20 protein-coding genes and 8 tRNA genes are annotated in these 20,673 nt (G+C 65.1%); 5 read left to right on the top strand and 23 right to left on the bottom strand.

The window, feature by feature from the left end; all coding sequences use genetic code 11:
• Positions 1 to 7: 7 nt before the first annotated feature.
• The 3 genes from dnaQ to ACQVBX_RS04750 are packed head-to-tail and all read right to left on the bottom strand — an operon-like array spanning position 8 to position 1,874.
• Positions 8 to 727, bottom strand: a complete 720-nt coding sequence (gene dnaQ, locus ACQVBX_RS04760; RefSeq protein WP_431636752.1) for a DNA polymerase III subunit epsilon — start codon at positions 725 to 727, stop codon at positions 8 to 10.
• Positions 724 to 1,167, bottom strand: a complete 444-nt coding sequence (gene rnhA / locus ACQVBX_RS04755) for a ribonuclease HI (RefSeq protein ID WP_431636751.1) — start codon at positions 1,165 to 1,167, stop codon at positions 724 to 726. The genes dnaQ and rnhA overlap by 4 nt, the downstream gene beginning before the upstream one ends.
• Positions 1,164 to 1,874 (bottom strand): methyltransferase domain-containing protein, encoded by a 711-nt coding sequence (locus ACQVBX_RS04750; protein ID WP_431636750.1) that lies wholly within the window; start codon positions 1,872 to 1,874, stop codon positions 1,164 to 1,166. The genes rnhA and ACQVBX_RS04750 overlap by 4 nt, the downstream gene beginning before the upstream one ends.
• A 177-nt stretch (positions 1,875 to 2,051) precedes the next feature.
• Here ACQVBX_RS04750 and gloB point away from each other — a divergent pair, with 177 nt between their 5' ends.
• Positions 2,052 to 2,819 (top strand): hydroxyacylglutathione hydrolase, encoded by a 768-nt coding sequence (gloB, locus tag ACQVBX_RS04745; protein WP_431636749.1) that lies wholly within the window; start codon positions 2,052 to 2,054, stop codon positions 2,817 to 2,819.
• A 173-nt stretch (positions 2,820 to 2,992) separates the two neighbouring features.
• On the top strand, positions 2,993 to 4,000 hold the full coding sequence (locus ACQVBX_RS04740; protein WP_431636748.1) for a LysM peptidoglycan-binding domain-containing protein: 1,008 nt from the start codon (positions 2,993 to 2,995) through the stop codon (positions 3,998 to 4,000).
• Positions 4,001 to 4,089: 89 nt separating this feature from the next.
• Here the strand turns inward: ACQVBX_RS04740 and ACQVBX_RS04735 are convergent, their stop codons facing one another.
• The 14 genes from ACQVBX_RS04735 to ACQVBX_RS04670 form a co-directional block, all read right to left on the bottom strand.
• A complete protein-coding gene (locus ACQVBX_RS04735; RefSeq protein WP_431636747.1) occupies positions 4,090 to 5,994 on the bottom strand; it encodes a SurA N-terminal domain-containing protein in 1,905 nt (634 codons plus the stop codon).
• Between the two features lie 86 nt (positions 5,995 to 6,080).
• A tRNA-Asp gene (locus tag ACQVBX_RS04730) sits at positions 6,081 to 6,157 on the bottom strand.
• Between the two features lie 9 nt (positions 6,158 to 6,166).
• A tRNA-Val gene (locus ACQVBX_RS04725) sits at positions 6,167 to 6,241 on the bottom strand.
• A gap of 20 nt (positions 6,242 to 6,261) precedes the next feature.
• Entirely contained in the window at positions 6,262 to 6,534 is a 273-nt protein-coding gene (locus ACQVBX_RS04720; protein ID WP_017461157.1) for an HU family DNA-binding protein, read from the bottom strand.
• A gap of 344 nt (positions 6,535 to 6,878) precedes the next feature.
• Positions 6,879 to 9,374, bottom strand: coding sequence for an endopeptidase La (gene lon, locus ACQVBX_RS04715; protein WP_431636745.1), 2,496 nt, complete (start codon positions 9,372 to 9,374; stop codon positions 6,879 to 6,881).
• 166 nt (positions 9,375 to 9,540) lie between these two features.
• On the bottom strand, positions 9,541 to 10,833 hold the full coding sequence (gene clpX, locus ACQVBX_RS04710; RefSeq protein ID WP_431636744.1) for an ATP-dependent Clp protease ATP-binding subunit ClpX: 1,293 nt from the start codon (positions 10,831 to 10,833) through the stop codon (positions 9,541 to 9,543).
• Positions 10,834 to 10,939: 106 nt separating this feature from the next.
• Complete coding sequence (clpP, locus tag ACQVBX_RS04705) at positions 10,940 to 11,563, bottom strand: ATP-dependent Clp endopeptidase proteolytic subunit ClpP (RefSeq protein ID WP_431638112.1); 624 nt, start codon at positions 11,561 to 11,563, stop codon at positions 10,940 to 10,942.
• A 58-nt stretch (positions 11,564 to 11,621) separates the two neighbouring features.
• The gene (tig, locus tag ACQVBX_RS04700) at positions 11,622 to 12,914 is read right to left on the bottom strand and encodes a trigger factor (RefSeq protein WP_431636743.1); all 1,293 of its coding nucleotides are present in this window, start codon (positions 12,912 to 12,914) and stop codon (positions 11,622 to 11,624) included.
• Between the two features lie 89 nt (positions 12,915 to 13,003).
• A tRNA-Leu gene (locus tag ACQVBX_RS04695) sits at positions 13,004 to 13,088 on the bottom strand.
• Between the two features lie 249 nt (positions 13,089 to 13,337).
• A tRNA-Lys gene (locus tag ACQVBX_RS04690) sits at positions 13,338 to 13,413 on the bottom strand.
• Between the two features lie 14 nt (positions 13,414 to 13,427).
• A tRNA-His gene (locus tag ACQVBX_RS04685) sits at positions 13,428 to 13,504 on the bottom strand.
• A gap of 15 nt (positions 13,505 to 13,519) precedes the next feature.
• Positions 13,520 to 13,596 (bottom strand) — tRNA-Arg (locus tag ACQVBX_RS04680).
• Between the two features lie 25 nt (positions 13,597 to 13,621).
• Positions 13,622 to 13,698 (bottom strand) — tRNA-Pro (locus ACQVBX_RS04675).
• 170 nt (positions 13,699 to 13,868) lie between these two features.
• Positions 13,869 to 13,945: transfer RNA gene (locus tag ACQVBX_RS04670), tRNA-Arg, on the bottom strand.
• Positions 13,946 to 13,964: 19 nt separating this feature from the next.
• Between ACQVBX_RS04670 and ACQVBX_RS04665 the strand changes: the two genes are divergently transcribed.
• Positions 13,965 to 14,204 (top strand): hypothetical protein, encoded by a 240-nt coding sequence (locus ACQVBX_RS04665; protein ID WP_431636742.1) that lies wholly within the window; start codon positions 13,965 to 13,967, stop codon positions 14,202 to 14,204.
• Here ACQVBX_RS04665 and ftsH read toward each other — a convergent pair.
• A complete protein-coding gene (gene ftsH / locus ACQVBX_RS04660; RefSeq protein ID WP_431636741.1) occupies positions 14,195 to 16,126 on the bottom strand; it encodes an ATP-dependent zinc metalloprotease FtsH in 1,932 nt (643 codons plus the stop codon). The genes ACQVBX_RS04665 and ftsH overlap by 10 nt on opposite strands.
• Positions 16,123 to 16,773, bottom strand: coding sequence for a 23S rRNA (uridine(2552)-2'-O)-methyltransferase RlmE (gene rlmE / locus ACQVBX_RS04655; RefSeq protein WP_431638111.1), 651 nt, complete (start codon positions 16,771 to 16,773; stop codon positions 16,123 to 16,125). Before rlmE ends, ftsH begins: the two co-directional genes overlap by 4 nt.
• Positions 16,774 to 16,854: 81 nt before the next feature.
• Here rlmE and yhbY point away from each other — a divergent pair, with 81 nt between their 5' ends.
• Positions 16,855 to 17,151 carry a ribosome assembly RNA-binding protein YhbY gene (yhbY, locus tag ACQVBX_RS04650; RefSeq protein WP_431636740.1) on the top strand — a complete coding sequence of 99 codons (297 nt, stop codon included), beginning with the start codon at positions 16,855 to 16,857 and terminating at the stop codon, positions 17,149 to 17,151.
• On the top strand, positions 17,151 to 17,537 hold the full coding sequence (locus ACQVBX_RS04645) for an Mth938-like domain-containing protein (protein WP_431636739.1): 387 nt from the start codon (positions 17,151 to 17,153) through the stop codon (positions 17,535 to 17,537). The genes yhbY and ACQVBX_RS04645 overlap by 1 nt, the downstream gene beginning before the upstream one ends.
• A gap of 3 nt (positions 17,538 to 17,540) precedes the next feature.
• Here the strand turns inward: ACQVBX_RS04645 and ACQVBX_RS04640 are convergent, their stop codons facing one another.
• The 4 genes from ACQVBX_RS04640 to surE form a co-directional block, all read right to left on the bottom strand.
• Entirely contained in the window at positions 17,541 to 18,422 is an 882-nt protein-coding gene (locus ACQVBX_RS04640; protein WP_431636738.1) for a peptidoglycan DD-metalloendopeptidase family protein, read from the bottom strand.
• Positions 18,423 to 18,483: 61 nt separating this feature from the next.
• Complete coding sequence (locus ACQVBX_RS04635; protein ID WP_431636737.1) at positions 18,484 to 19,089, bottom strand: YqaA family protein; 606 nt, start codon at positions 19,087 to 19,089, stop codon at positions 18,484 to 18,486.
• Positions 19,089 to 19,769: a protein-L-isoaspartate(D-aspartate) O-methyltransferase gene (locus ACQVBX_RS04630; protein ID WP_431636736.1), complete on the bottom strand. Its 681-nt coding sequence runs from the start codon at positions 19,767 to 19,769 to the stop codon at positions 19,089 to 19,091. Before ACQVBX_RS04630 ends, ACQVBX_RS04635 begins: the two co-directional genes overlap by 1 nt.
• 3 nt (positions 19,770 to 19,772) lie before the next feature.
• On the bottom strand, positions 19,773 to 20,552 hold the full coding sequence (gene surE / locus ACQVBX_RS04625; protein ID WP_431636735.1) for a 5'/3'-nucleotidase SurE: 780 nt from the start codon (positions 20,550 to 20,552) through the stop codon (positions 19,773 to 19,775).
• Positions 20,553 to 20,673: the final 121 nt, after the last annotated feature.

Below are 20,673 nucleotides of genomic sequence, written 5' to 3'. Positions count from 1 at the left end.
CGGATCGTCAGACCGCCGCAGGCGGTTCGCGCCGCCACAGGCTGGTGCCACCGGCGCTCTTGTCCAGCGCATCGAGCCGCTTTTCGTGTGCCGCCAGTTCCTCGGCATCGGCACGCAACACGCGCGGGCGGCGCAGCAGTTCGACCGGCACGATGATCGCGGTGCGCTCTTCTTCGCCGGGCTTGTCGAAGCCCAGGTCGAGTGCGACCTGCCCCGAGGTCATCGCGATATAGACGTCCGCGAGCAGGTGGCAGTCGATCAAGCCGCCGTGCAGTTCGCGCGCCGAGTTGTCCACGCCCAGCCGCTTGCACAGGGCGTCCAGGCTGTTGCGCTGCCCCGGATAGCGCTCGCGCGCCATCGCCAGCGTGTCCAGCACGCTGCAGCGCTGCTGGATGGTCCCGGGCGAGCTGGGCAGGCGCGCCAGTTCGGCGTTGAGGAAGCCCAGGTCGAACGCTGCGTTGTGGATGATCAGCTCGGCGCCGTCAATGAAGGCCAGGAATTCGTCCACCACATCGCCGAAACGCGGCTTGTCGAGCAGGAAGTCGTCCTCGATGCCGGTGACCTGACGAGCCCCTTCGTCGATCGCCCGATCGGGGTTGAGATAGGTCTGATAACGCCGCCCGGTCAGACGCCGCTCCACCATTTCGATGCAGGCGATTTCGATCAGCCGGTGCCCCTGGCGCACCTCCAGGCCGGTGGTTTCGGTATCGAGAACGATCTGCCTCATGGCTTGCCCCGAAATTGTTCGGCCTGTTCACGGGCGGCCACGTCGACCCGCTCGTTCTCGACATGGCCGTTGTGGCCGCGCACCCACTGCCAGCGCACGGCATGTGGAGCGCTCGCCTCGGACAGCCGCTGCCACAGATCCTGGTTTTTCACGGGCTTGCGGTCCGCCGTGCGCCAGCCGTTGGCTCGCCACTTGGGAACCCACTCCTCGATGCCCTGCATCACGTAGCGGGAGTCGGTGGTGAGGTGGACCTTGCACGGCCGCTTCAGCGCCTCCAGCGCCGCGATCGCGGCCATCAGCTCCATGCGGTTATTGGTGGTATCACGTTCGCCGCCGGCGAGCATGCGCTCGGTGCCCTTGGAGCGCAGCAGCGCGGCCCAGCCGCCCGGCCCGGGATTGCCCAGGCAGGCACCATCGGTAAAAGCTTCCACTTCGGTCAACGTCGATCCTCGTTCATTGCAGCCGCGCAGGCCGTGTTGCGTCGTGCCCCTGGCGCGAGCCCGGCATCGGCCGGCGCGCGCAGCGCGCGCGGCACCAGCCGGATGGGCGTTACGGCCTGCCGGCGCTTGCGGGCCAGCAACACGTAACCGCCCCCGATCGCCTCGGTCAGCCACGGCGTGCCACCGCCACCGGGCACGGCGTGGCCGACACGCCGCACGCATTCCACCTGCATCGCATGGCGGCGCAGCCACTCGCCGACCTGCAGCGGCATATGCAGGCGCAGCGACTGCCCCCGCCCGTGCCACACCATCCACGGCGTCCACAGGCTGAGCGGATGTACGCCGCTCAACACCAGCAGCCCGCCGGGTGAGAGGACGCGAGCCCCCTCCTCCAGCAAGGACTGCGGAAGCGCCGACGCCTCCAGCGCATGACGCAGGATCACCAGCTCGAACGCGTCGTCGACGAATGGCAGCGGCTCATCGACGCGAGCGTGCAGATCACCCACGTACCGGTCGCCAGCGAGCTTCAGGTGTGTCCAGCACGACAGCAGGGGAAGCGCCGGCGGCCGATCCTGCATCGCGGCGGACACCAGCAGCCCATGGTCGCCGGTGCAGCGCTGCAATTCCGGCAGCAGGTCACGCGCTTCGTCTGCCAGCAGCTGCCGCAGGGGCGCGCTGGCATAGATGTCGGAACGGGCAGCGGACATGCGGTACATCCGATGGTGGGCCGGCAAAGTGTAGCCGCTGGCGGCATCGACAGGCAGCGTTGGGCGCCCGTTCGGGTTAACACCCCACTAACGAGCAGCCGGAAAGCCGCGGTTATAGTCGGCGGCCCGGTGCACCGGGCCAAGGCTTCCACGGTGCATCCCCATGCGGAGACGGACGTGCATCTGCTTGCGCTACCGGCCCTGGCCGACAACTACATCTGGCTGCTGTACGACGACGACGGCAACGCGCTGGTGGTGGACCCCGGCGAGAGTGAACCTGTAGAGCGGGCACTGGTCGAGCATCAGCTGCAACTGCGGGCCATCCTGCTCACCCACCATCATCATGATCACATCGGCGGCGTGGTGGCGCTGCGCGAACGACATGGTGCGGTGGTTTATGCGCCCGACGATGCGCGCATCGACACATGCGATGTCCGAGTCGGCGATGGCGATACGGTGAGCCTGGCTGCGCCGGCCGCACGCTTCCAGGTGATCGCCGTGCCCGGCCATACGCTCAGCCATATCGCCTATGCCGGCGAAGGTCATTTGTTCTGCGGTGACACGCTTTTCAGCCTCGGCTGCGGACGTCTGTTCGAGGGATCGCCGGCACAGATGCTCGCCTCCCTCGACCGCCTGGCCGCCCTCCCCGGCGCCAACCTGGTCTGCTGCGCACACGAGTACACCGCGGCCAATGGCCGTTTCGCCGCCACCGTCGATACGGCCAATGCCAGCCTGTCTGCCCGGCTCGCCGAGGTCGCGCAGCGACGCGAGCACGATCTGCCGACGGTGCCTGTGCCGCTGGAGGTGGAGCGGGCAACCAATCCTTTCCTGCGTATCGATCAGCCCGCGCTCGTGGCCTGGGCCGTGGCGCAATGCGCTCCGGCGCACGACCGGGTGGCCCGATTCGCGACATTGCGCGCGGCCAAGGACGCGTTTCGCGGATGACCGGCTCCCGCGCCCGCCTGGCGAGACCTCTGGCGCCGCTGCTGGCGGCCCTGCTGGCCGCGTGTGCGGCCCCCTCGCCCCGGCCGTCCCCTGCACCCCACCCGGCGCCGCCGAAGCCAGGCACGATGGCGACCACTCCGCCCCCCTCGGCCCCGGCCGAAGAACCGCCGGCAGTGGGCACGTCATCGAGCGAGCCGTGGGATCGACTGCGCGCCAGTTTCGCCATGGCCGACTGCGACAGCGATCCGGCCGTGCAGGCGTGGGCACGTCGCTACACCGCCAATCCGCGCCGCTTCGAGCAGCGCCTGGCGCAGTCCCTGCCGCGCCTGCGCTTTATCCAGGAGATCGCCGAGAAGCACCAGGTGGCCGGCGAGTTCGTGCTGCTGCCCTGGGTGGAGAGTCGCTACCTGCCCGTGCAGGGGCGCGGTCGCCAACCCGCCGGCATGTGGCAGATCGTCCCGGCGACGGCTGGCTCGCTGGGGTTGCGGGTGAACCGGCACTTCGACGGTCGCATGGACGTGGCCGCCGCCACCGAAGCGGTGATGAGCATGCTTCGCCGCTACCAGGACCAGTTCCAGGACTGGCGCCTCACCGACTACGCCTACAACGCGGGCGAGTTCGCGGTGCGCAAGCTCGTTGCCCGGCACGGCGTGCCCGCTGAGCAACCGGTGGTGCCGAAACTGCCAGTACGGAATGTGACGCGCGAACACCTGGTCAAGCTGCTGGCGATCGCCTGCGTGGTGCGCCAGCCCGATCGCTTCCACGTCCAGCTCCCCACGCTCGCCGCTGAGCAGCATCTGGTTGCCGTGCCGATCAAGCAGGCGATGTCGATGTCCAGCGCGGCGCAGCATGCCGGCATGAGCGTGGACGCGCTTCGCGACTACAACGCCGCCTTCCTCAACAACCGTATCGATCCGGACTACGCGCACACCTTGATGCTGCCCGGCGACCGGGTCGACCAGTTCGTGGAAGCGATGCAGCACATCGGTGCTTCGGCAGCCGCGGGGGACGCCGATCCCGCGCCTACCACAGTGAAAACCACCCATACCGTGCGCCCGGGCGAGAGCCTCTGGACCATCGCCAAGCGCCGTGGCGTCGCGGTGAAGCAGCTCAAGCGATGGAACCGTCTGCATGACGATCGCGTCCGTCCGGGACAGGTGCTGCAGCTCACCGCTCCCTGAGCAACAGCCACCTGGGAGCCGAGGTCGTAGCGCCAAAAAAAAGCGACCCGAAGGTCGCTTTTTTGATGGCCACAGTACCACCTCAACCCTCAGAGGCGGTCCTTGGCGATGGTGATCTCGTTGGCGGCCTTTTCCTGCTCGATGAATTCGTACGCCGCCTCGGTGCCGTACGCCTTCACCATCTGGCCGCGCAGCACGTTGAGATCCTCGGGCCGCACCTTGCTCATGTCGGCGCCTTCCACCTTGTCCAGCGCCAGCAGCGCGTAGCTGCCATCGGCCATCTCCACCGACGCATACTGCGGCTTGTCCGCCGCCGGATGCGGCATCAGGAAGGCCTTCTCCTCGAGCTCGGGCGGCAGCCCGGGCTGCGAGCGGACAACACCGTCGGCCGTCTGCACGCTGGCCTGCACCGATGCGGCAACGGCGTCGAACTTTTCGCCCTTGGCCAGGCGTGCGAGCAGCGCGTCGGCCTGCTTCTTGGCCGCCGCGGTCTCACGCTCTGCCAGCACCTTCTGACGAACCGTGTCCTTCACCTCGGCCAGCGGCTTGGCTGCGGCCGGCAGATGCTTGTCGACACGGATGACGACCGCGTGGCCGGTGCCCAGGTCGATCAGGTTGGAGTTGTTGCCCTGGGCCAGCACGTCATCGCTGAAGGCAGCCTTCAGGACCTTCGGGTCGGCTGCGATCCCGGTGCCGCCAGCGCGGGAGAACAACTCGGTGGACTTGATGGTGAGGCCCAGCTCCTGTGCGGCCGGCTCGAGCGACGCAGGGCTCTGGTAGGTCTTGTCGGTCAGCTTGCCGGCCAGCTCGTTGAATGCGCGCTCGCGCGAGCCCGACTGCGCTTCCTTGGCCAACTCATCGCGAACCTCTTCGAACGGCTTCGCGGCACCGCTGCGGACGTCGCGCAGCCAGATCACGTGATAGCCCTCGTCGGACAACACCGGCTGCGAGATCTGGCCCTTTTGCATCTTGAACAGCGCATCGTCGAACGCGGCGTTGGCCACGCCCTTCTCCAGCCAACCCAGATCGCCGCCGGCGCGCTTGGAACCCAGGTCGTCCGAATCCTTCTGCGCCAGCTGCGCGAAGTCGCCCGGATTCGCTTCCGAAGCGATCTTCTGTGCCTTGGCCAGTGCCGCCTTCTGCTGCGCCGGCGTCGCGTTCTTCGGCACGTTGATCAGGATGTGCGACACGAGGCGCTGCTCGGGCTGCACGAATTTTTGCTTCTCGTCCTCGTAGCGCTTGCGCAGCTCCTCATCCGAAGGCTGCACCTCCGGCTTGAGATCCGCCTCGTTGACTTCGAGGTACTGCAACGACACCTGCTCCGGCGTCACGAACTCGTCCTTGTGCTGCGCGTAGTAGCTGGCGATCTGCTCGTCGGTCACAGGCGCATCGTCGGTCTTGGGCTGCGGCAGTTGCGCATAACGCACGGTGCGGCGCTGCAGGCGCAGGTTGATGTAACGGTCGAGATCGGCATCCGTGACGATCGTGCTGGCGGTGATCGCATCGGGAATCAGCCCCGGCTCGAGCGAAGCACGGATCTCGCTCTCGAACATGGCCGGCGTCTTGCCCTGCATGGAGAGCACGGTGCGATAGGTGGTGGGGTCGAACTGGCCATCCAGCTGGAACGCCGGAATCGATGCGATGAAATCGCGCACCGCCTGATTGGAAACCACCAGGCCGAGGTCGTCGTTGGCCTTGGCCAGGACCTTCTCGTCGATCAGCTGGTTGAGCACCTGCAGCTTCATGGCCGGCTGCTCGAACACGCTGCCGTCGAAGCTGTCGCCCTGTTCGGCGCTGGCGCGCTGGCGCAGCTGATTCAGGCGCTCGGTGAACTGCTGTTGGCTGATTTCCTGTTTGCCGACCTTCGCCACGAACGTGTCGTTACGTGACATGAAGTACGACTCGATGCCGAAGAAGGACATGGCAAAGACGGCTATGCCCAGAATGACGATGGACGGCCACCCGTGCATCTTGTTACGCAGAGCCTGCAGCATGGAGATGTTCCCGAGGATCGTGTTCGGCGCACGAAGCGCGCGGTGCTCAAATGACAAGGGCGCCACGCGGGCGCCCTTGCTAACTCTGGCGGAGCGGACGGGACTCGAACCCGCGACCTCCGGCGTGACAGGCCAGCATTCTAACCAACTGAACTACCGCTCCGCATTTTTCTGGTGGGTGCTGTAGGGATCGAACCTACGACCCTCGCCTTGTAAGGGCGACGCTCTACCGCTGAGCTAAGCACCCGAAACTAAGCAGCGAGCCGCTTAGTTTAGGGCATCCTTCAGGGTCTTGCCAGCCTTGAAAGCCGGGACCTTCGAGGCCTTGATCTTGATCGTCTCGTTGGTGCGCGGGTTGCGACCCGTGCGAGCAGCGCGCTTGCGGACGGTGAAGGTGCCGAAGCCGACGACCGACACGTCGTCACCCTTCTTGAGGGCCTTCTGTACGGTTTCGAAGAACGCCTCGAGGGCGCGACCGGCGTCAGCCTTGGTCAGTTCGGCTTTGTCGGCAATCGCATTGATCAGATCAGTTTTATTCATTGAGACACTCCCTTAAACGGTTTGCGGCCCGCGTGGTCAGTTGGGACTGAGACAACGCCGACATGGATGATTGGCTCCGCTAGGCGCCGTCCGCTACCCCGCATCACTGCGCGAAAAACGAAGGCGCGGGGATTGCGGTACGCCTTTATACCAGTGGCTCGCGCGAATCCGCAATACAAGTTGCAGCAAGGCTTTCCAGGGATATGGAGGTGTCCGTCGGCAGGTCCTCCGGCGCTTGACAGCGGCGACGAAAATAGCGCCGGAATCGCGGGCATGTTGCATCTGCAGCAATGAAAAACGCCCGGACGTGCCGGGCGTTCGTCATGAAGCAGCTTGGTGGGCGCTCAGTGGGTTCGTGACGGACTACCTGCGGGGTCTTCCGACTTCACCTCCACCTTGCCGATTTCTCCGCCCGCAGCGCTCGTCGGCTGCAGCGGGTGCTCCAGCGCGATGTCGAGCACCTCGTCGATCCAGCGCACCGGATGGATCTCGAGCGAAGCGGTGATGTTGGCCGGGATGTCCGCCAGGTCCTTCTTGTTTTCCTCGGGGATGATCACCGTGGTGATGCCGCCACGGTGCGCCGCTAGCAGCTTCTCCTTGAGCCCGCCAATCGGCAGCACACGACCGCGCAGGGTGATCTCGCCGGTCATCGCCACTTCGGAGCGAACCGGTACACGCGTCAGCACGGAGACCAGCGCCGTGCACATCGCGATACCTGCGCTCGGGCCATCCTTCGGAGTCGCTCCTTCGGGAACGTGAATGTGCATGTCGAGCTTCTGGTAGAACTCCGGATCGATGCCCAATGCCTCGGCACGTGCGCGCACCACCGACAGCGCCGCCTGGATCGACTCCTTCATCACGTCGCCCAGTTGACCGGTGTGCACCAGCTTGCCCTTGCCCGGCACCACCGACGCCTCGATGCTCAGCAGATCACCGCCGACCTGCGTCCAGGCCAGGCCCGTCACCAGACCTATCTCGTTCTGCAATTCCTTGCGGCCGAAGTCGAAGCGGCGCACGCCCAGGTAGTGCTCCAGGTTCTCCCCGGTCACGACGACACCTGACGCCTTCTTCTTCGCCTTGACCTTGGCGCCCTTCGCCTTGGCGCTGGCGGCCTTGACCTCGCCGAGAGTCAGTTCCTTCACGACCTTGCGGCAGATCTTGGAGATCTCGCGCTCGAGATTGCGCACACCCGATTCGCGCGTGTAGTACCTGACGATGTCGCGCACGGCGGCCGCATCCACGCTCAGCTCCTCCGGCTTCAGGCCATTGGCCTTGAGCTGCTTGGGCAACAGGTAGCGCTGAGCGATCGCGAGCTTTTCATCCTCGGTGTAGCCAGGAATGCGGATGACCTCCATGCGATCGAGCAGCGGCCCGGGGATGTTCAGCGAGTTGGCCGTAGCGATCCACATCACCTCGGAGAGGTCCAGGTCGACCTCGAGATAGTGATCGTTGAAGGCGTGGTTCTGTTCGGGGTCCAGCACCTCAAGCAGCGCCGACGACGGATCGCCGCGGAAGTCCATCGACATCTTGTCGATCTCATCCAGCACGAACAGGGGGTTCTTCGCGCCGACCTTATTCAGGTTCTGCACGATGCGCCCCGGCATCGAGCCGATATAGGTACGGCGATGGCCCCGAATCTCGGCCTCGTCACGCACGCCGCCCAAGCTCATGCGAACGAACTTGCGGTTGGTCGCCTTGGCGATCGACTGGCCGAGCGAGGTCTTGCCCACGCCGGGCGGGCCGACCAGGCAAAGGATCGGACCCTTCATCGCATTCACACGCTGCTGCACCGCGAGGTACTCGAGAATGCGCTCCTTGACCTTCTCCAGGCCGAAGTGATCGGCGTCGAGCACTTCCTGGGCAAGCTGCAGATCCTTGCGCACCTTCGAGCGCTTCTTCCACGGCACACCGACCAGCCAGTCGAGGTAGTTGCGCACCACTGTCGCCTCGGCCGACATCGGCGACATCTGCTTGAGCTTGTTGAACTCCTGGCGCGCCTTGGCCAGCACCACCTTCGGCATACCGGCCGCGTCGATCTTGCGCTGAAGTTCCTCAACTTCGTTGGGGCCTTCCTCGCCCTCGCCCAGCTCCTTCTGGATCGCCTTCATCTGCTCGTTGAGGTAGTACTCGCGCTGGCTCTTTTCCATCTGCGACTTCACGCGGCCGCGGATGCGCTTCTCCACCTGCTGCAGATCCATCTCGCCATCGACCAGACCGATCAGCAGCTCCAACCGCTGACCGACATCGGCCGTCTCCAGCACCTTCTGCTTGTCGGCCATGCGCACCGACAGATGGGCGGCGATCGAGTCGGCCAGGCGTGACGGATCCTCGATGCCCGACAACGTGGCGAGCACCTCCGGCGGCAGCTTGCGGCTTTGCTTGACCAACTGCTCGAACAGCGACGTCAGCGTGCGCGACACCACGTCGAGCTCACGCTCCTTCGAGCTGTAGACCGGCTCGATGACGTGCGAGCGGGCGGTGAGCATCCCGCCCTCGTCCTGGTAATTCTCGATCGCCACGCGCGCCTGGCCTTCGACCAGCACCTTCACGGTGCCATCGGGCAACTTCAGCAACTGCAGTACACCGGCAAGCGTTCCCACCTGGTGCAGGTCGGCAATCTCGGGATCGTCGATGTCCGGACTCTTCTGGGCAACCAGCAGGATCTGGCGCTCGCCCTCCATCGCGCGCTCGAGCGCGCGCATGGATTTGTCGCGGCCCACAAACAGCGGGATCACCATGTGGGGATAGACCACCACGTCACGCAGAGGCAGCACCGGCAGTGCGTCGAGCGGCGCCGGCTTTCCGGTGGTCGCGGTAGTGGAAGAGGCGTTCTTTGCCATGGAAATCTCTCGAGTCTGGCCTGTCACCGACACTGCGCCGGGGACCTTATCCCGTCAAGTGGAGGCAGTGGGACTTCCGCGCAAGTCCGTGACAGGCATTGGAAAAGAAAAAAGCCCGGCCATGGCCGGGCTCTTGCATCAGCTTGCATCAGCACGTTCAGTGCAGTCAGGCGGCGCCGCCGCCCTCTCCCACCGCTCGCTGCTGCAGGTTGCCGCGATAGATGAGGTAAGGCTCTGCCTGACCCTCGATGACGGCGTCGTCGACCACCACCTTGCTCACGTGTTCCAGTGACGGCAGCTCGTACATGGTGTCGAGCAGCACCTGCTCCAGGATGGTCCGCAGGCCGCGCGCACCCGTCTTGCGCTTGAGCGCCTTGCGCGCGATCGCCTGCAGGGCTTCGGGCCGGAACTCGAGCTCGGCGCCCTCCATCTCGAACAGCTTGCGGAACTGCTTGGTCACAGCGTTCTTCGGCTCGGTGAGAATCTTCACGAGCGCCGCTTCGTCCAGCTCGTCCAGCGTGGCCACCACCGGCAGGCGTCCCACGAACTCCGGAATCAGGCCGAAACGCACCAGATCCGCCGGCTCGACATCCGCCAGCACCTTGCCGAGGTTGGAGGTACGTTCCTTGGAGCGCACCTCGGCCGAGAAGCCGATCCCGGTGGTCTCGGAACGCTGCTGGATCACCTTCTCCAGACCGGCGAACGCGCCACCACAGATGAACAGGATGTTCTTGGTGTCCACCTGCAGGAACTCCTGCTGCGGATGCTTGCGCCCGCCTTGCGGCGGCACCGAGGCCAGCGTGCCCTCGATCAACTTCAACAGGGCCTGCTGCACGCCTTCACCGGATACGTCGCGGGTGATCGACGGGTTCTCGCTCTTGCGCGAAATCTTGTCGATCTCGTCGATGTAGACGATGCCGGACTGCGCCTTCTCGACGTCGTAGTCGCACTTCTGCAGCAGCTTCTGAATGATGTTCTCGACGTCCTCGCCGACGTAGCCGGCCTCGGTGAGCGTCGTGGCATCGGCGATCGTAAAAGGCACGTTCAGCAGCCGCGCAAGGGTCTCCGCCAGCAGCGTCTTACCGGAGCCGGTAGGCCCGATCAGCAGAATGTTGGACTTGCCCAGCTCGATGTCATCGCTCTTCTGACGCGACTCCATCCGCTTGTAGTGGTTGTAAACCGCGACGGCCAACGCCTTCTTCGCGCGCGTCTGCCCGACCACGTACTGGTCGAGGGTCTCCATGATTTCACGGGGCTTGGGCAGCTGCGTGCGGCCGGAGGCCGCCTTCTCTTCGAGCTCTTCGCGAATGATGTCGTTGCAGAGCTCCACGCATTCGTCGCAGATGAACACGGAGGGACCCGCGATCAGCTTGCGCACTTCATGCTGGCTCTTGCCGCAGAAGGAGCAGTAGAGAATCTTGCCGCTGTCGGTGGAACGCCCCTGCCGCTCGTCGCTCATGCTTGTGATCCTGCCAGTAACTCGGTTTTCGACCCGAGAATAACACAGGGCTCCGCGCCTGAATCCAGACGCAGAGCCCGGGAAAAACAGCTCTTGTGTGGCCTGATCAGGCCGACTTGACGGTATCGACCGCCCGGCGGTCCAGCACGGAGTCGATCAGGCCGTACTCCTTCGCCGCCTCGGCGCTCATGAAGCGATCACGCTCCATGTCACGCTCGATCTTCTCCAGCGGCTGCCCGGTGTGATCGACGTAGATCTGGTTCAACCGGCGACGCAGGTACAGGATCTCCTGCGCCTGGATCTCGATGTCCGTGGCCTGGCCGCGGGCACCGCCGGACGGCTGGTGGATCATCACCCGCGAGTTGGGCAGCGAATAGCGCTTGCCCTTGGCGCCAGCCATCAGCAACAACGACGCCGCGCTGCAGGCCTGACCGATGCACATGGTGCTGACGTCGGGCTTGATGAACTGCATCGTGTCGTAGATCGCCAGACCCGCGGTCACCGCACCGCCTGGGCTGTTGATGTACAGATGAATGTCCTTCTCGGGGTTTTCCGATTCCAGGAACAGCATCTGCGCCACCAGCAGGTTGGCGACGTGATCGTTCACCTCGCCCACCAGGAAGATCACCCGCTCCTTGAGGAGGCGGGAGTAGATGTCATACGAGCGCTCACCGCGGGCCGTCTGCTCGACGACCATGGGCACCAGGTTGAGATTCTTGATCGGATCCATGGTCATCTGTGCGGCACTCCGGTAATTGGCCTGATGGAACAACCCGAGGATACGCGGCTCAGGCACCCGCCGGACGCATCACCTCGTCGAAGCTCAGGTTCTGGGCAGTGGTATTGGCGTGTTCAGCCACCCACTCGGCCACCTGGTCTTCCATCACGCGGTTCTGCAGTCCCGACATCAATTGGGGATCGGAGTTGTACAGTTCAATGACCTGCTCGGGCTCTTCGTAGGTCGAGGCGATCGCAGCGAGCTGCTCGGCAACCCGCTTGCGGTCGATCACCAGCGACTGCTTGCGCGCGATCTCGCCCATCAGCAGGCCGGCCAGCACCCGCTTGCGCGCCATCGGCGCCGCCGCCTCGATCAGCTGCGGTGGGGGCTGCTGACCCTTCGGCACGCTGCCGGCCGCCAGGGCGCGGGCCTCCGACTGCACCATCAGGTTCGGCACGTCGACGGTGGCATAGGTCTCGGCGAGCTTTTCGGCCACTTCGGACTTCAGCCGCGCCATCAACGTGGCCTTCAGCTCGCGCTCCAGGTTGGCGCGGACTTCCTTGCGGAACGTCTCCAGATCGCCGTCGGCAATGCCGAACAGCTTGGCGAACTCCGCGTCCACCTCCGGCAACTGCGGCTCCTGCACCTTGACGATGCTGAAGCTGACTTTGGCGGTCTTGCCCGCCAACTGCTCGTTGCGGAAATCGGCCGGGAAATCGATGTCGGCCTCGAACGACTCATCGGCCTTGCGACCGGTGAGCGCCTCGTCCAGTGCCTTGAACAGGGTGCCCGAACCCAGCACGCTGCCGGCGCGCTCCAGGCCGTCGGCCGGGAAGCGGTAATCATCCGCCTGGGCGGCGTACTCGAACATCACGAAATCGCCTGCCTTCGACGCGCGATCCACGGCATCGAAGGTGCGGCGCTGCTGGCGCAGCGTCTCGATCATCTTCTCGATATCCGCGTCGGATACCTCGGCCACCGGGCGCTGGATGGCCAGCGTGGAGACGTCGATCGTCGGGAACTCCGGCATCACCTCGAAGGTGGCCGTGTACGCGATTTCGCCGTTCTCCGGCTTGCCGGTGGTGTCGATGGCCGGGTTCGCCACCGGACGCAGATTTTCCTTGTCGAAAGCCTCGCGCAGGGTGCTGCCGATCAGATCCGAAAGCACCTCGCCACGCACCTGCGCGCCAAAACGCTGCTGGATGACGGTGGTCGGCACCTTGCCGGGACGGAAGCCCTTGAGGCGAACCGTGCGGCCCATTTCCGCAATGCGCGCGCTGACCTGCGACTCGTAGCGCTCAGCAGGAAACTTCACCGTGAGCTTGCGCTCGAGCTTGCCGACGTTCTCAACCGAAACCTGCATGACGACTCCTGAATGACCTTCGATAACGGGCCCGGCGAGGGCACCGCGGCGGCATGTTCGCCACCGGCAACGTGAAAACAGCAAGGGATTGGTGCGAAAGGCGGGACTCGAACCCGCACGGTGTTACCCGCCAGAACCTAAATCTGGTGCGTCTACCAGTTCCGCCACTTTCGCTCCGCATCGTCGAAGCACCGTAAGCGGCAGATTTCACGAGCAATTTGCCCCCTGGCGACAGCCTTCGGGCAGATCGTTCGCGCACTCTGCAGAGCGGCCCTAAGTCGATGATTACCTTACACGAAAGCCCGGTATTCTAGGGTCGCGCCAGCCTGAAGCACAAGCGCCTCACCGAGCATCGGCGCCCCCGCCGACGGGACCCCAGAAAAGCAAAACGCCGGTCGATGTCGACCGGCGTCCTGGTTTCAGTGGTGGGCCGTGTAGGATTCGAACCTACGACCAATTGATTAAGAGTCAACTGCTCTACCAGCTGAGCTAACGGCCCTGAAACTTTAAATTTGGGGTGAGCGATGGGATTCGAACCCACGACATCCGGAATCACAATCCGGGACTCTAACCAGCTGAGCTACGCCCACCATAAAACACTTTGTTGGCGCGCCCGACAGGACTCGAACCTGCAACCGTCGGCTTAGAAGGCCGATGCTCTATCCGGTTGAGCTACAGGCGCAGTCACCGCACGGAAGGGCCTAGCGTGGTCGGGGCAGAGGGATTCGAACCCCCGACTTTTGCGTCCCAAACGCAACGCTCTACCAGACTGAGCTATACCCCGCCAAAAACATCGATCACATTCGCTGCGCGAAGCTTTCAAATGTACGGGTGACGTGCCGCTCAGTCAATCCGTATACGAGCACACCGAACCAACTTACCGTTCGGCCCGCTGGGCAATCCACCGCCCCGCGGTTCGGAAGCATCCGCGAACGAACGATTCCTGGATGAAGATGGCGCGCCCGGAGAGATTCGAACTCCCGACCGCCTGGTTCGTAGCCAGGTACTCTATCCAGCTGAGCTACGGGCGCACACTTCAAACATTCTGCCTTGGCTTGCTCACCCACCGAAGTGAAGAGCGCCGAAGCAAGAAGCGGAATTATTCAGATACAGCCGCCAGGCGTCAACACCTTTTTTGATTTTTTTGTTGCGCGGTTGCGCCTGCCCTCCCCGTACACGAGCGTGGAGTCGGGCATCGCATCGCCGTTTGGCCATCCAAACGAGAACGCCGCGGAACCCGCGGCGTTTGTGGAGGCCCTCGACGGTTCGCTGCCGATCGATCAGCTCTGAACGGCGGGATTGCCCACCTTGCTCGAACCCGTATCGCCGCGCGGCGGCAGCGGCGGAACCGGGCCACCCGGGCCACTCTTCGACCAGTCCGCCGGCGGGCCTGGCACGCGCCCAGCCATGATCTCGTCGATCTGGTGCGCGTCGATGGTCTCGTACTGGAGCAGGGCCTCGGCCATCACGTGCAGCTTGTCGATGTTGTCGGTCAGCAACTGCTTGCTGCGCGCATACGCGCGATCGAGGATCCCGCGCACCACTGCGTCGATCTTGCTGGCGGTCTCGTTCGAGATGCTCTTGTGCTGGGTTACCGAGCGCCCCAGGAACACCTCGTCCTCGTCCTCGCCATAGGTGATGGGACCCAGTTCGTCCGAAAGCCCCCACTTGGTGGCCATGTTGCGGGCCATCTTGGTAGCTCGCTCGATGTCGTTGGATGCACCGGTGGTGACCTTGTCGGCGCCGAAGATCAGCTCCTCCGCCACGCGACCACCGTACAGCGAGCAAAGCTGCGACTGGATCGCCACGCGATTGATGCTGTACTTGTCGTTCTCGGGCAGATACATCGTCACGCCGAGGGCACGGCCGCGAGGAATGATGGTGACCTTGTAGACAGGGTCATGCTCAGGGACAAGGCGCCCCACAATCGCGTGTCCGGCCTCGTGGTAGGCGGTGAGCTTCTTCTCGTCCTCACTCATCGCCATCGAGCGGCGCTCGGCGCCCATCAGAATCTTGTCGCGCGCCTTGTCCAGATGATTCATGCGCACTTCGCGCGCGTTCTCGCGCGCGGCGAACAGCGCCGCCTCATTGACCAGGTTGGCCAGGTCGGCGCCGGAGAACCCGGGCGTACCGCGCGCGATCAACATCGCGTTGACGTCGCTGGCCATCGGCACCTTGCGCAGGTGCACCTGCAGGATCTGCTCACGCCCCTTCACATCGGGCAAACCGACGACGACTTGGCGATCGAAGCGGCCCGGACGCAACAGCGCAGGATCGAGCACGTCCGGGCGATTGGTGGCCGCGATGACGATGATGCCTTCGGTGCCCTCGAAGCCGTCCATCTCCACCAGCAGCTGATTGAGGGTCTGCTCACGCTCATCGTGACCGCCACCCAACCCGGCGCCGCGATGACGGCCGACCGCATCGATCTCGTCGATGAAGATGATGCAAGGCGCATGCTTCTTGGCCTGCTCGAACATGTCACGCACGCGGCTGGCGCCCACGCCGACGAACATCTCCACGAAATCTGAGCCGGAGATCGAGAAGAACGGCACCTTGGCCTCGCCCGCAATGGCCTTGGCGAGGAGGGTCTTGCCCGTACCGGGCGGGCCCACCATCAGTACGCCGCGCGGAATCTTGCCGCCCAACTTCTGGAATTTGCCCGGGTCACGCAGGAACTCGACCAGCTCGCCAACCTCTTCCTTGGCCTCGTCGCAACCGGCGACGTCGCTGAAGTTCACCTTGACCTGGTCCTCGCCCTGCAGCTTGGCGCGCGATCGGCCAAAGCTCATCGCGCCGCGGCCACCGCCGCCGGACTGCATCTGGCGCATGAACCAGATGAACACGCCTGCAATCAGGATCACCGGCAGCCAGCTCACCAGCAGGCTGACCAGCGAGAAGCCGGGTGCCGAGTCCTGGCGGACCTCAACCCCCTTGTCCTGCATCTGCTTGATCACGGTGTTGGTGGAGAAGCCCAGCACGGGCGCCACCGTACGGAAGCTGGTGCCGTCCTTGAGCTTGCCACTGATCGTGGCCGGGGTTTCCGCGCTGATATTGGCGTTGGACACGTTGCCGTTGTCCACGTTCTGCACGAATGCGCTGTAGGGCAGATCGGACGATGCGCCGCCATGGGGATTGAAGCTCTGGAACACGGCGATGAGTACCACCGCGATGATCAGCCAGAGCAGGAGGTTTTTAGCCATCTCGTTCATACGCGGTTTCCGCCCGGTTGCGCACCGCCGGCCTTCAGACCAACGGCCAGCGCGTACACCTCCCGCGAACGCGCGCGGGAAGCCTTAGGTTTACGCATAGTCACGCGCGAAAAGTCCGCACGCAAGCTACGAAGGTAATCATCGAAGCCCGTACCCTGGAACAACTTGATCAGGAACGAACCACCGGGCTTGAGCCACTGCCGGCTGAAGTCCAGCGCCAGTTCAGCCAGATCCATCGAACGGATCTGGTCCGCAAGGGCCACGCCACTCATATTGGGGGCCATGTCCGACAGCACAAGATCGACCTTCTGGTTGTCCAGCCGGGCTTCGAGCTGTGACAACACGTCTGCCTCACGGAAGTCGCCCTGCAGGAAATCCACTCCCGCAATGCCCTGCATGGGCAGGATGTCGAGCGCCACCACCTTGCCGGTATCGCCCAGGCGCTGACGCACCAGTTGCGACCAGCCGCCCGGCGCCGCACCCAGATCCACCACGGTGATCCCCGGCTTGAGCAGGCGATCGCGCTCGATCAATTCCTCGAGCTTGTACACCGCACGGGAACGGACACCCTCCGCCTGGGCCTTCTTTACGTAGACGTCGTCGAAGTGTTCCCGCAGCCAGCGGGAACTGCTTTTGCTGCGGGGCATGGCGGCAAGGTCACAGATACGGGGAGTGGCCTGCATGATACCCTTTGCGGTCAATCCTCCGCGAATCGAGCGTTTCCCCGCATGGCCCTCTCCCCTTCCCAGCGCCGCTACCTGCGCAGTCTTGCCCACGACCTGAGCCCGGTGATCCTGCTCGGGGCCAAGGGCGCCACCGACGCCGTGGTGAAGGAATTGGACCTCGCGCTGACCCATCACGAGCTGGTGAAGGTGAAGCTGTCTGGCGGCGACAAGGAGGAGCGCCAGGCGCAAATCCAGTTCCTGACCGACGGCACGGGCGCCGAGAGCGTGCAGGAGATCGGGCACATCGTGGTGCTGTTCCGTCGCAACACTGACGATCCGAAGCTGGCCCTGCCGCGCTGATGGACCTGTCGCTCGACCGCCCGGATGCGTTTCTGTTCGTGCGCCGCACCGCCCCCGGCTACGTCACCGTGGTCGACCGCAACATCGAGGCGAGCTTCCTGCTTGCGCCGGATCGCATGATCGAGCAGTGGCCGGCCGTGGACGCCGCCGCCCTCACGCCAAATCTGGCCGCGCCGTTCTTCGATCTGCAGCCGGAGCTCGTGCTGCTGGGCACCGGCGAACGGCAGCGCTTCCCGCCAGCCGACTTTCTCGCCGCTTTCCTGCGCCGCGGCGTAGGCATCGAGGTGATGGACAACGCCGCAGCTGCACGCACCTACGACCTGCTGGCCGGTGAAGGCCGTCGCGTGGTGGTGGGTTTCATTCTTCCCGGCGCCGGGGCTGGCTGAGCCTCAGCGCGAAGGTAGGTAGTCGAGCGGGTTCACCGGATTGCCGTTGCGACGGATCTGGAACTGCAGCTCGTCGCGCGAGGCCCCGGTGGCGCCCATCTCCGCGATCTGCTGTCCCGCCGACACGCGCTGACCTTCCTTCACCAGCCGCTTGCGGTTGTGTCCGTAGGCGGAGAGGAAGTCGTCATTGTGCTTGACGATGATCAGTTCGCCGTAGCCCACCAGCCCGTTGCCGCTATAGACCACCACGCCGTCGCCGGCGGCGCGGACCGGGCTTCCGGCCGCGCCGGCGATCTCGATTCCGGGGATCGCATCGCCGCTCTGAAACCCCTTGATCAAGCGGCCATCGGCGGGCCAGCGCCAGTTGACGCCGCCGGCCGAACGCGTCCCGCCGGGCGCCGGGGTGGGCGGAGCCGGCGGCGGCGGCGCGGGAACGCTGGCCGGCACGCCGGCCACCGGCACCGCATCGGCCACCGAACGACTCGACGCTGGCGCAACCGGCGGCCGCACCGGCGCTTTCACCGCAGCGGCGGGAGCGCGGGGTGGCGGAGCAGCCCGGGCCACGGTTGGGGCAGGCACACGGGAAGAGGTGGGAGCGCGCAGCACCAGCTGCTGCCCTGGCCAGATCGTGTAAGGCGCAGCGATGCCGTTCCAACGGGCGACATCGCGGAAATCCACGCCATGCCGGAACGCGATCGAATAGAGCGTGTCGCCCTTGCTCACCCGGTAGCTGGAGGCGTGGCTCACCTGCGCCCGACTGGATGGCTCGTAGGTCGACGAGCGCGACTGGCTGGATCGCTGCACCACGACCGAACGGGTGGTGCCGCAGGCGGCCAGCAAGACGGCGGGCAGCAGCAGCGCGAGCGCCTGGATGGTTCCCTTCATGCCACGAAGCATAGCGACCTCATGCCGCGTTTCCTATGCAATGACCGGCGCGCCGGCAGGCTCACCGCAGCCAAAGCCACCACACCAGCAACAGACCGATGAGCGCGATGGCGCCCCAGCCGATACGTTCGATGTTCTTGTGCAGAATATGTTCCGCACGCTCGCCCACCACCCGCACCAGCAACGCCAGCAGCCACACGCGCTTGCCGCGCCCGATCGCCATGCACGCCAGGAACGGCACGAGTGGCACGCCGACGATGCCCGCCGCCCAGGTGACAAACTTCATCGGAATCACCGGCTGCAGGGCCGCGAGCATCAAGGCCCCGAGCATGGCCAGCCAGTGCTGGCTCATGTCGTTGCGCAACTGCGTTACCCAGGTGCCGATGGTCTGCTGCATCGCCGGGCTGAGCAGCGGATGGATGCTGTCGTAGGCCCAGTGTCCGAGCGCATAGCCCACCAACGAGCCGAGCAGCGAGAACAGCAGACTGATGTTGGCGTAGAAGAAGGCACGATGACGCTTGCCGAGCATCATCGGCGCCAGCATCACCTCCGGCATCACCGGAAAGATGAAGGCCTCCACGAAGCTGAGCCCACACAGGTAGTAGATCGCCCGCGGATGGCGCGCCCACTTCAGCGCCCGCGCATACAACGCTCCGAACAGGCGCATCAGCCGATGCCACCGAGCAGCGGGACGAAACTCACCGGGCCGAGCTCTTCCTGGATGAAGTCGCCCTGCCCGTCGCCGCGCATGCGGATCAGCGTCTGGCTGCTGGGCGAACCGACCGGCGCGATCAGCACGCCCGTCGGCGTCATCTGGTCGAGGATGGCATGCGGAATCGCATCACCAGCGGCGGTGAGGATCACCGCATCGAACGGACCCTCGTCCGGCCAGCCGAGCTTGCCGTCGTCGTAACGCGAGCGCAGATTGGCGATGCCCAGCTGGCGGAAACGCCGACGTGCCTGGCGCAGCAATTCTTCGATGCGCTCCACCGTGTAGACCTGCGGCACCAGCGCGGCCAGCACGGCGGCCTGGTAGCCCGAGCCGGTGCCGATCTCCAGCACCTTTTGCGGCACGCCGAACTCCAGCAGCGCCTCGGTCATCCGCGCCACCACCCACGGCTGCGAGATGGTCTGGCCGTGGCCGATCGGCAGCGCGGTGTTCTCGTAAGCGCGCGAGTGCAGCGCCTGGTCGATGAAATGGTGGCGCGCGAGGTTGCGGATCACGTCGATCACGCGCGCATCGCGGATGCCACTTTCCTTGAGCGTGGCGGCGAGGCGGTCGCGGGCGCGCTGCGAGGTCATGCCCTCGCCTTTCAGTGCCGACGGCGGCAGCGGATGGATGTTCATCGCTCAGGCCGCCTGGTCGTCGATGGCGTCGGTCATCGCCTGCATCCAGCCGCTGACCTTCTCCAGCGCCTGGTAGCGGGTGAGGTCGACGTGGATCGGCGTTACCGACACGTAGCCGCGGCGCACCGCGTGGAAATCGGTGCCGGGGCCGTCGTCCTCGGCGTCGCCAGCCGGGCCGATCCACCACATCGGGCGGCCGCGCGGATCGGTCTGCGCGATGCACGCCTCGGCACGATGGCGCTTGCCCAGCCGCGCCACTTCGAAGCCGCGGATCTGCTCCCACGGCAGGTCGGGCACATTGACGTTGAGGATGGTGTCGGCCGGCAGCGGATCGACCAGCAGCCGCTCCATCAGCATCACCACTGCGCGCGCGGCAGATTCGTAGTGCTCGCCGCGGTGATCCTTGCTGACCAGCGACACGGCGATCGCCGGCAAACCGAGGAAGCGCCCTTCCATCGCCGCCGAGACGGTGCCGGAATAGATCACGTCGTCGCCCAGGTTGGCCGAGTTGTTGATGCCGGATACGACGATGTGCGGCTCCTCGTCGAGCAGGCCGGCCAGTGCCAGGTGCACGCAATCGGTGGGGGTGCCGGCGACGCGGTAGTAGCCGTTGTCCATGCGCAGCACGCGAATCGGCGCATCGAGGGTGAGCGAATTGCTGGCACCGGATCGGTCGCGGTCGGGCGCCACCACCGTTACCTTGCCCACTGCGCCGAGGCGTTCGGCGAGTACGCGGATGCCCGGTGCATCCGCGCCATCATCGTTACTTACCAGAACTCGCATGTTGATCCGTCGTCGAACGTTTCCGGAACGGCGGGAGACCCCTGCCGCCGTTGCCGCTTGAAGCGCTTGAGTCTAACCGAGCGGCGGGGGAGATTCATGGAGGACGACGTGCTTTTGGCCC

The organism is Dyella thailandensis, assembly GCF_050749815.1.
In the GTDB taxonomy this organism is placed as follows: domain Bacteria; phylum Pseudomonadota; class Gammaproteobacteria; order Xanthomonadales; family Rhodanobacteraceae; genus Dyella_A.
This window is presented reverse-complemented; position numbering and strand designations above follow the sequence as displayed.

Bases quoted from the DNA above. Each gene is read 5' to 3' on its own strand.
- dnaQ (WP_431636752.1), bottom strand. From the start codon at position 727: ATGAGGCAGATCGTTCTCGATACCGAAACCACCGGCCTGGAGGTGCGC.
- ACQVBX_RS04750 (WP_431636750.1), bottom strand. From the start codon at position 1,874: ATGTCCGCTGCCCGTTCCGACATCTATGCCAGCGCGCCCCTGCGGCAG.
- ACQVBX_RS04735 (WP_431636747.1), bottom strand. From the start codon at position 5,994: ATGCTGCAGGCTCTGCGTAACAAGATGCACGGGTGGCCGTCCATCGTC.
- ACQVBX_RS04720 (WP_017461157.1), bottom strand. From the start codon at position 6,534: ATGAATAAAACTGATCTGATCAATGCGATTGCCGACAAAGCCGAACTG.
- lon (WP_431636745.1), bottom strand. From the start codon at position 9,374: ATGGCAAAGAACGCCTCTTCCACTACCGCGACCACCGGAAAGCCGGCG.
- clpX (WP_431636744.1), bottom strand. From the start codon at position 10,833: ATGAGCGACGAGCGGCAGGGGCGTTCCACCGACAGCGGCAAGATTCTC.
- clpP (WP_431638112.1), bottom strand. From the start codon at position 11,563: ATGGATCCGATCAAGAATCTCAACCTGGTGCCCATGGTCGTCGAGCAG.
- tig (WP_431636743.1), bottom strand. From the start codon at position 12,914: ATGCAGGTTTCGGTTGAGAACGTCGGCAAGCTCGAGCGCAAGCTCACG.
- ftsH (WP_431636741.1), bottom strand. From the start codon at position 16,126: ATGAACGAGATGGCTAAAAACCTCCTGCTCTGGCTGATCATCGCGGTG.
- rlmE (WP_431638111.1), bottom strand. From the start codon at position 16,773: ATGCCCCGCAGCAAAAGCAGTTCCCGCTGGCTGCGGGAACACTTCGAC.
- yhbY (WP_431636740.1), top strand. From the start codon at position 16,855: ATGGCCCTCTCCCCTTCCCAGCGCCGCTACCTGCGCAGTCTTGCCCAC.
- ACQVBX_RS04645 (WP_431636739.1), top strand. From the start codon at position 17,151: ATGGACCTGTCGCTCGACCGCCCGGATGCGTTTCTGTTCGTGCGCCGC.
- ACQVBX_RS04640 (WP_431636738.1), bottom strand. From the start codon at position 18,422: ATGAAGGGAACCATCCAGGCGCTCGCGCTGCTGCTGCCCGCCGTCTTG.
- ACQVBX_RS04635 (WP_431636737.1), bottom strand. From the start codon at position 19,089: ATGCGCCTGTTCGGAGCGTTGTATGCGCGGGCGCTGAAGTGGGCGCGC.
- ACQVBX_RS04630 (WP_431636736.1), bottom strand. From the start codon at position 19,769: ATGAACATCCATCCGCTGCCGCCGTCGGCACTGAAAGGCGAGGGCATG.
- surE (WP_431636735.1), bottom strand. From the start codon at position 20,552: ATGCGAGTTCTGGTAAGTAACGATGATGGCGCGGATGCACCGGGCATC.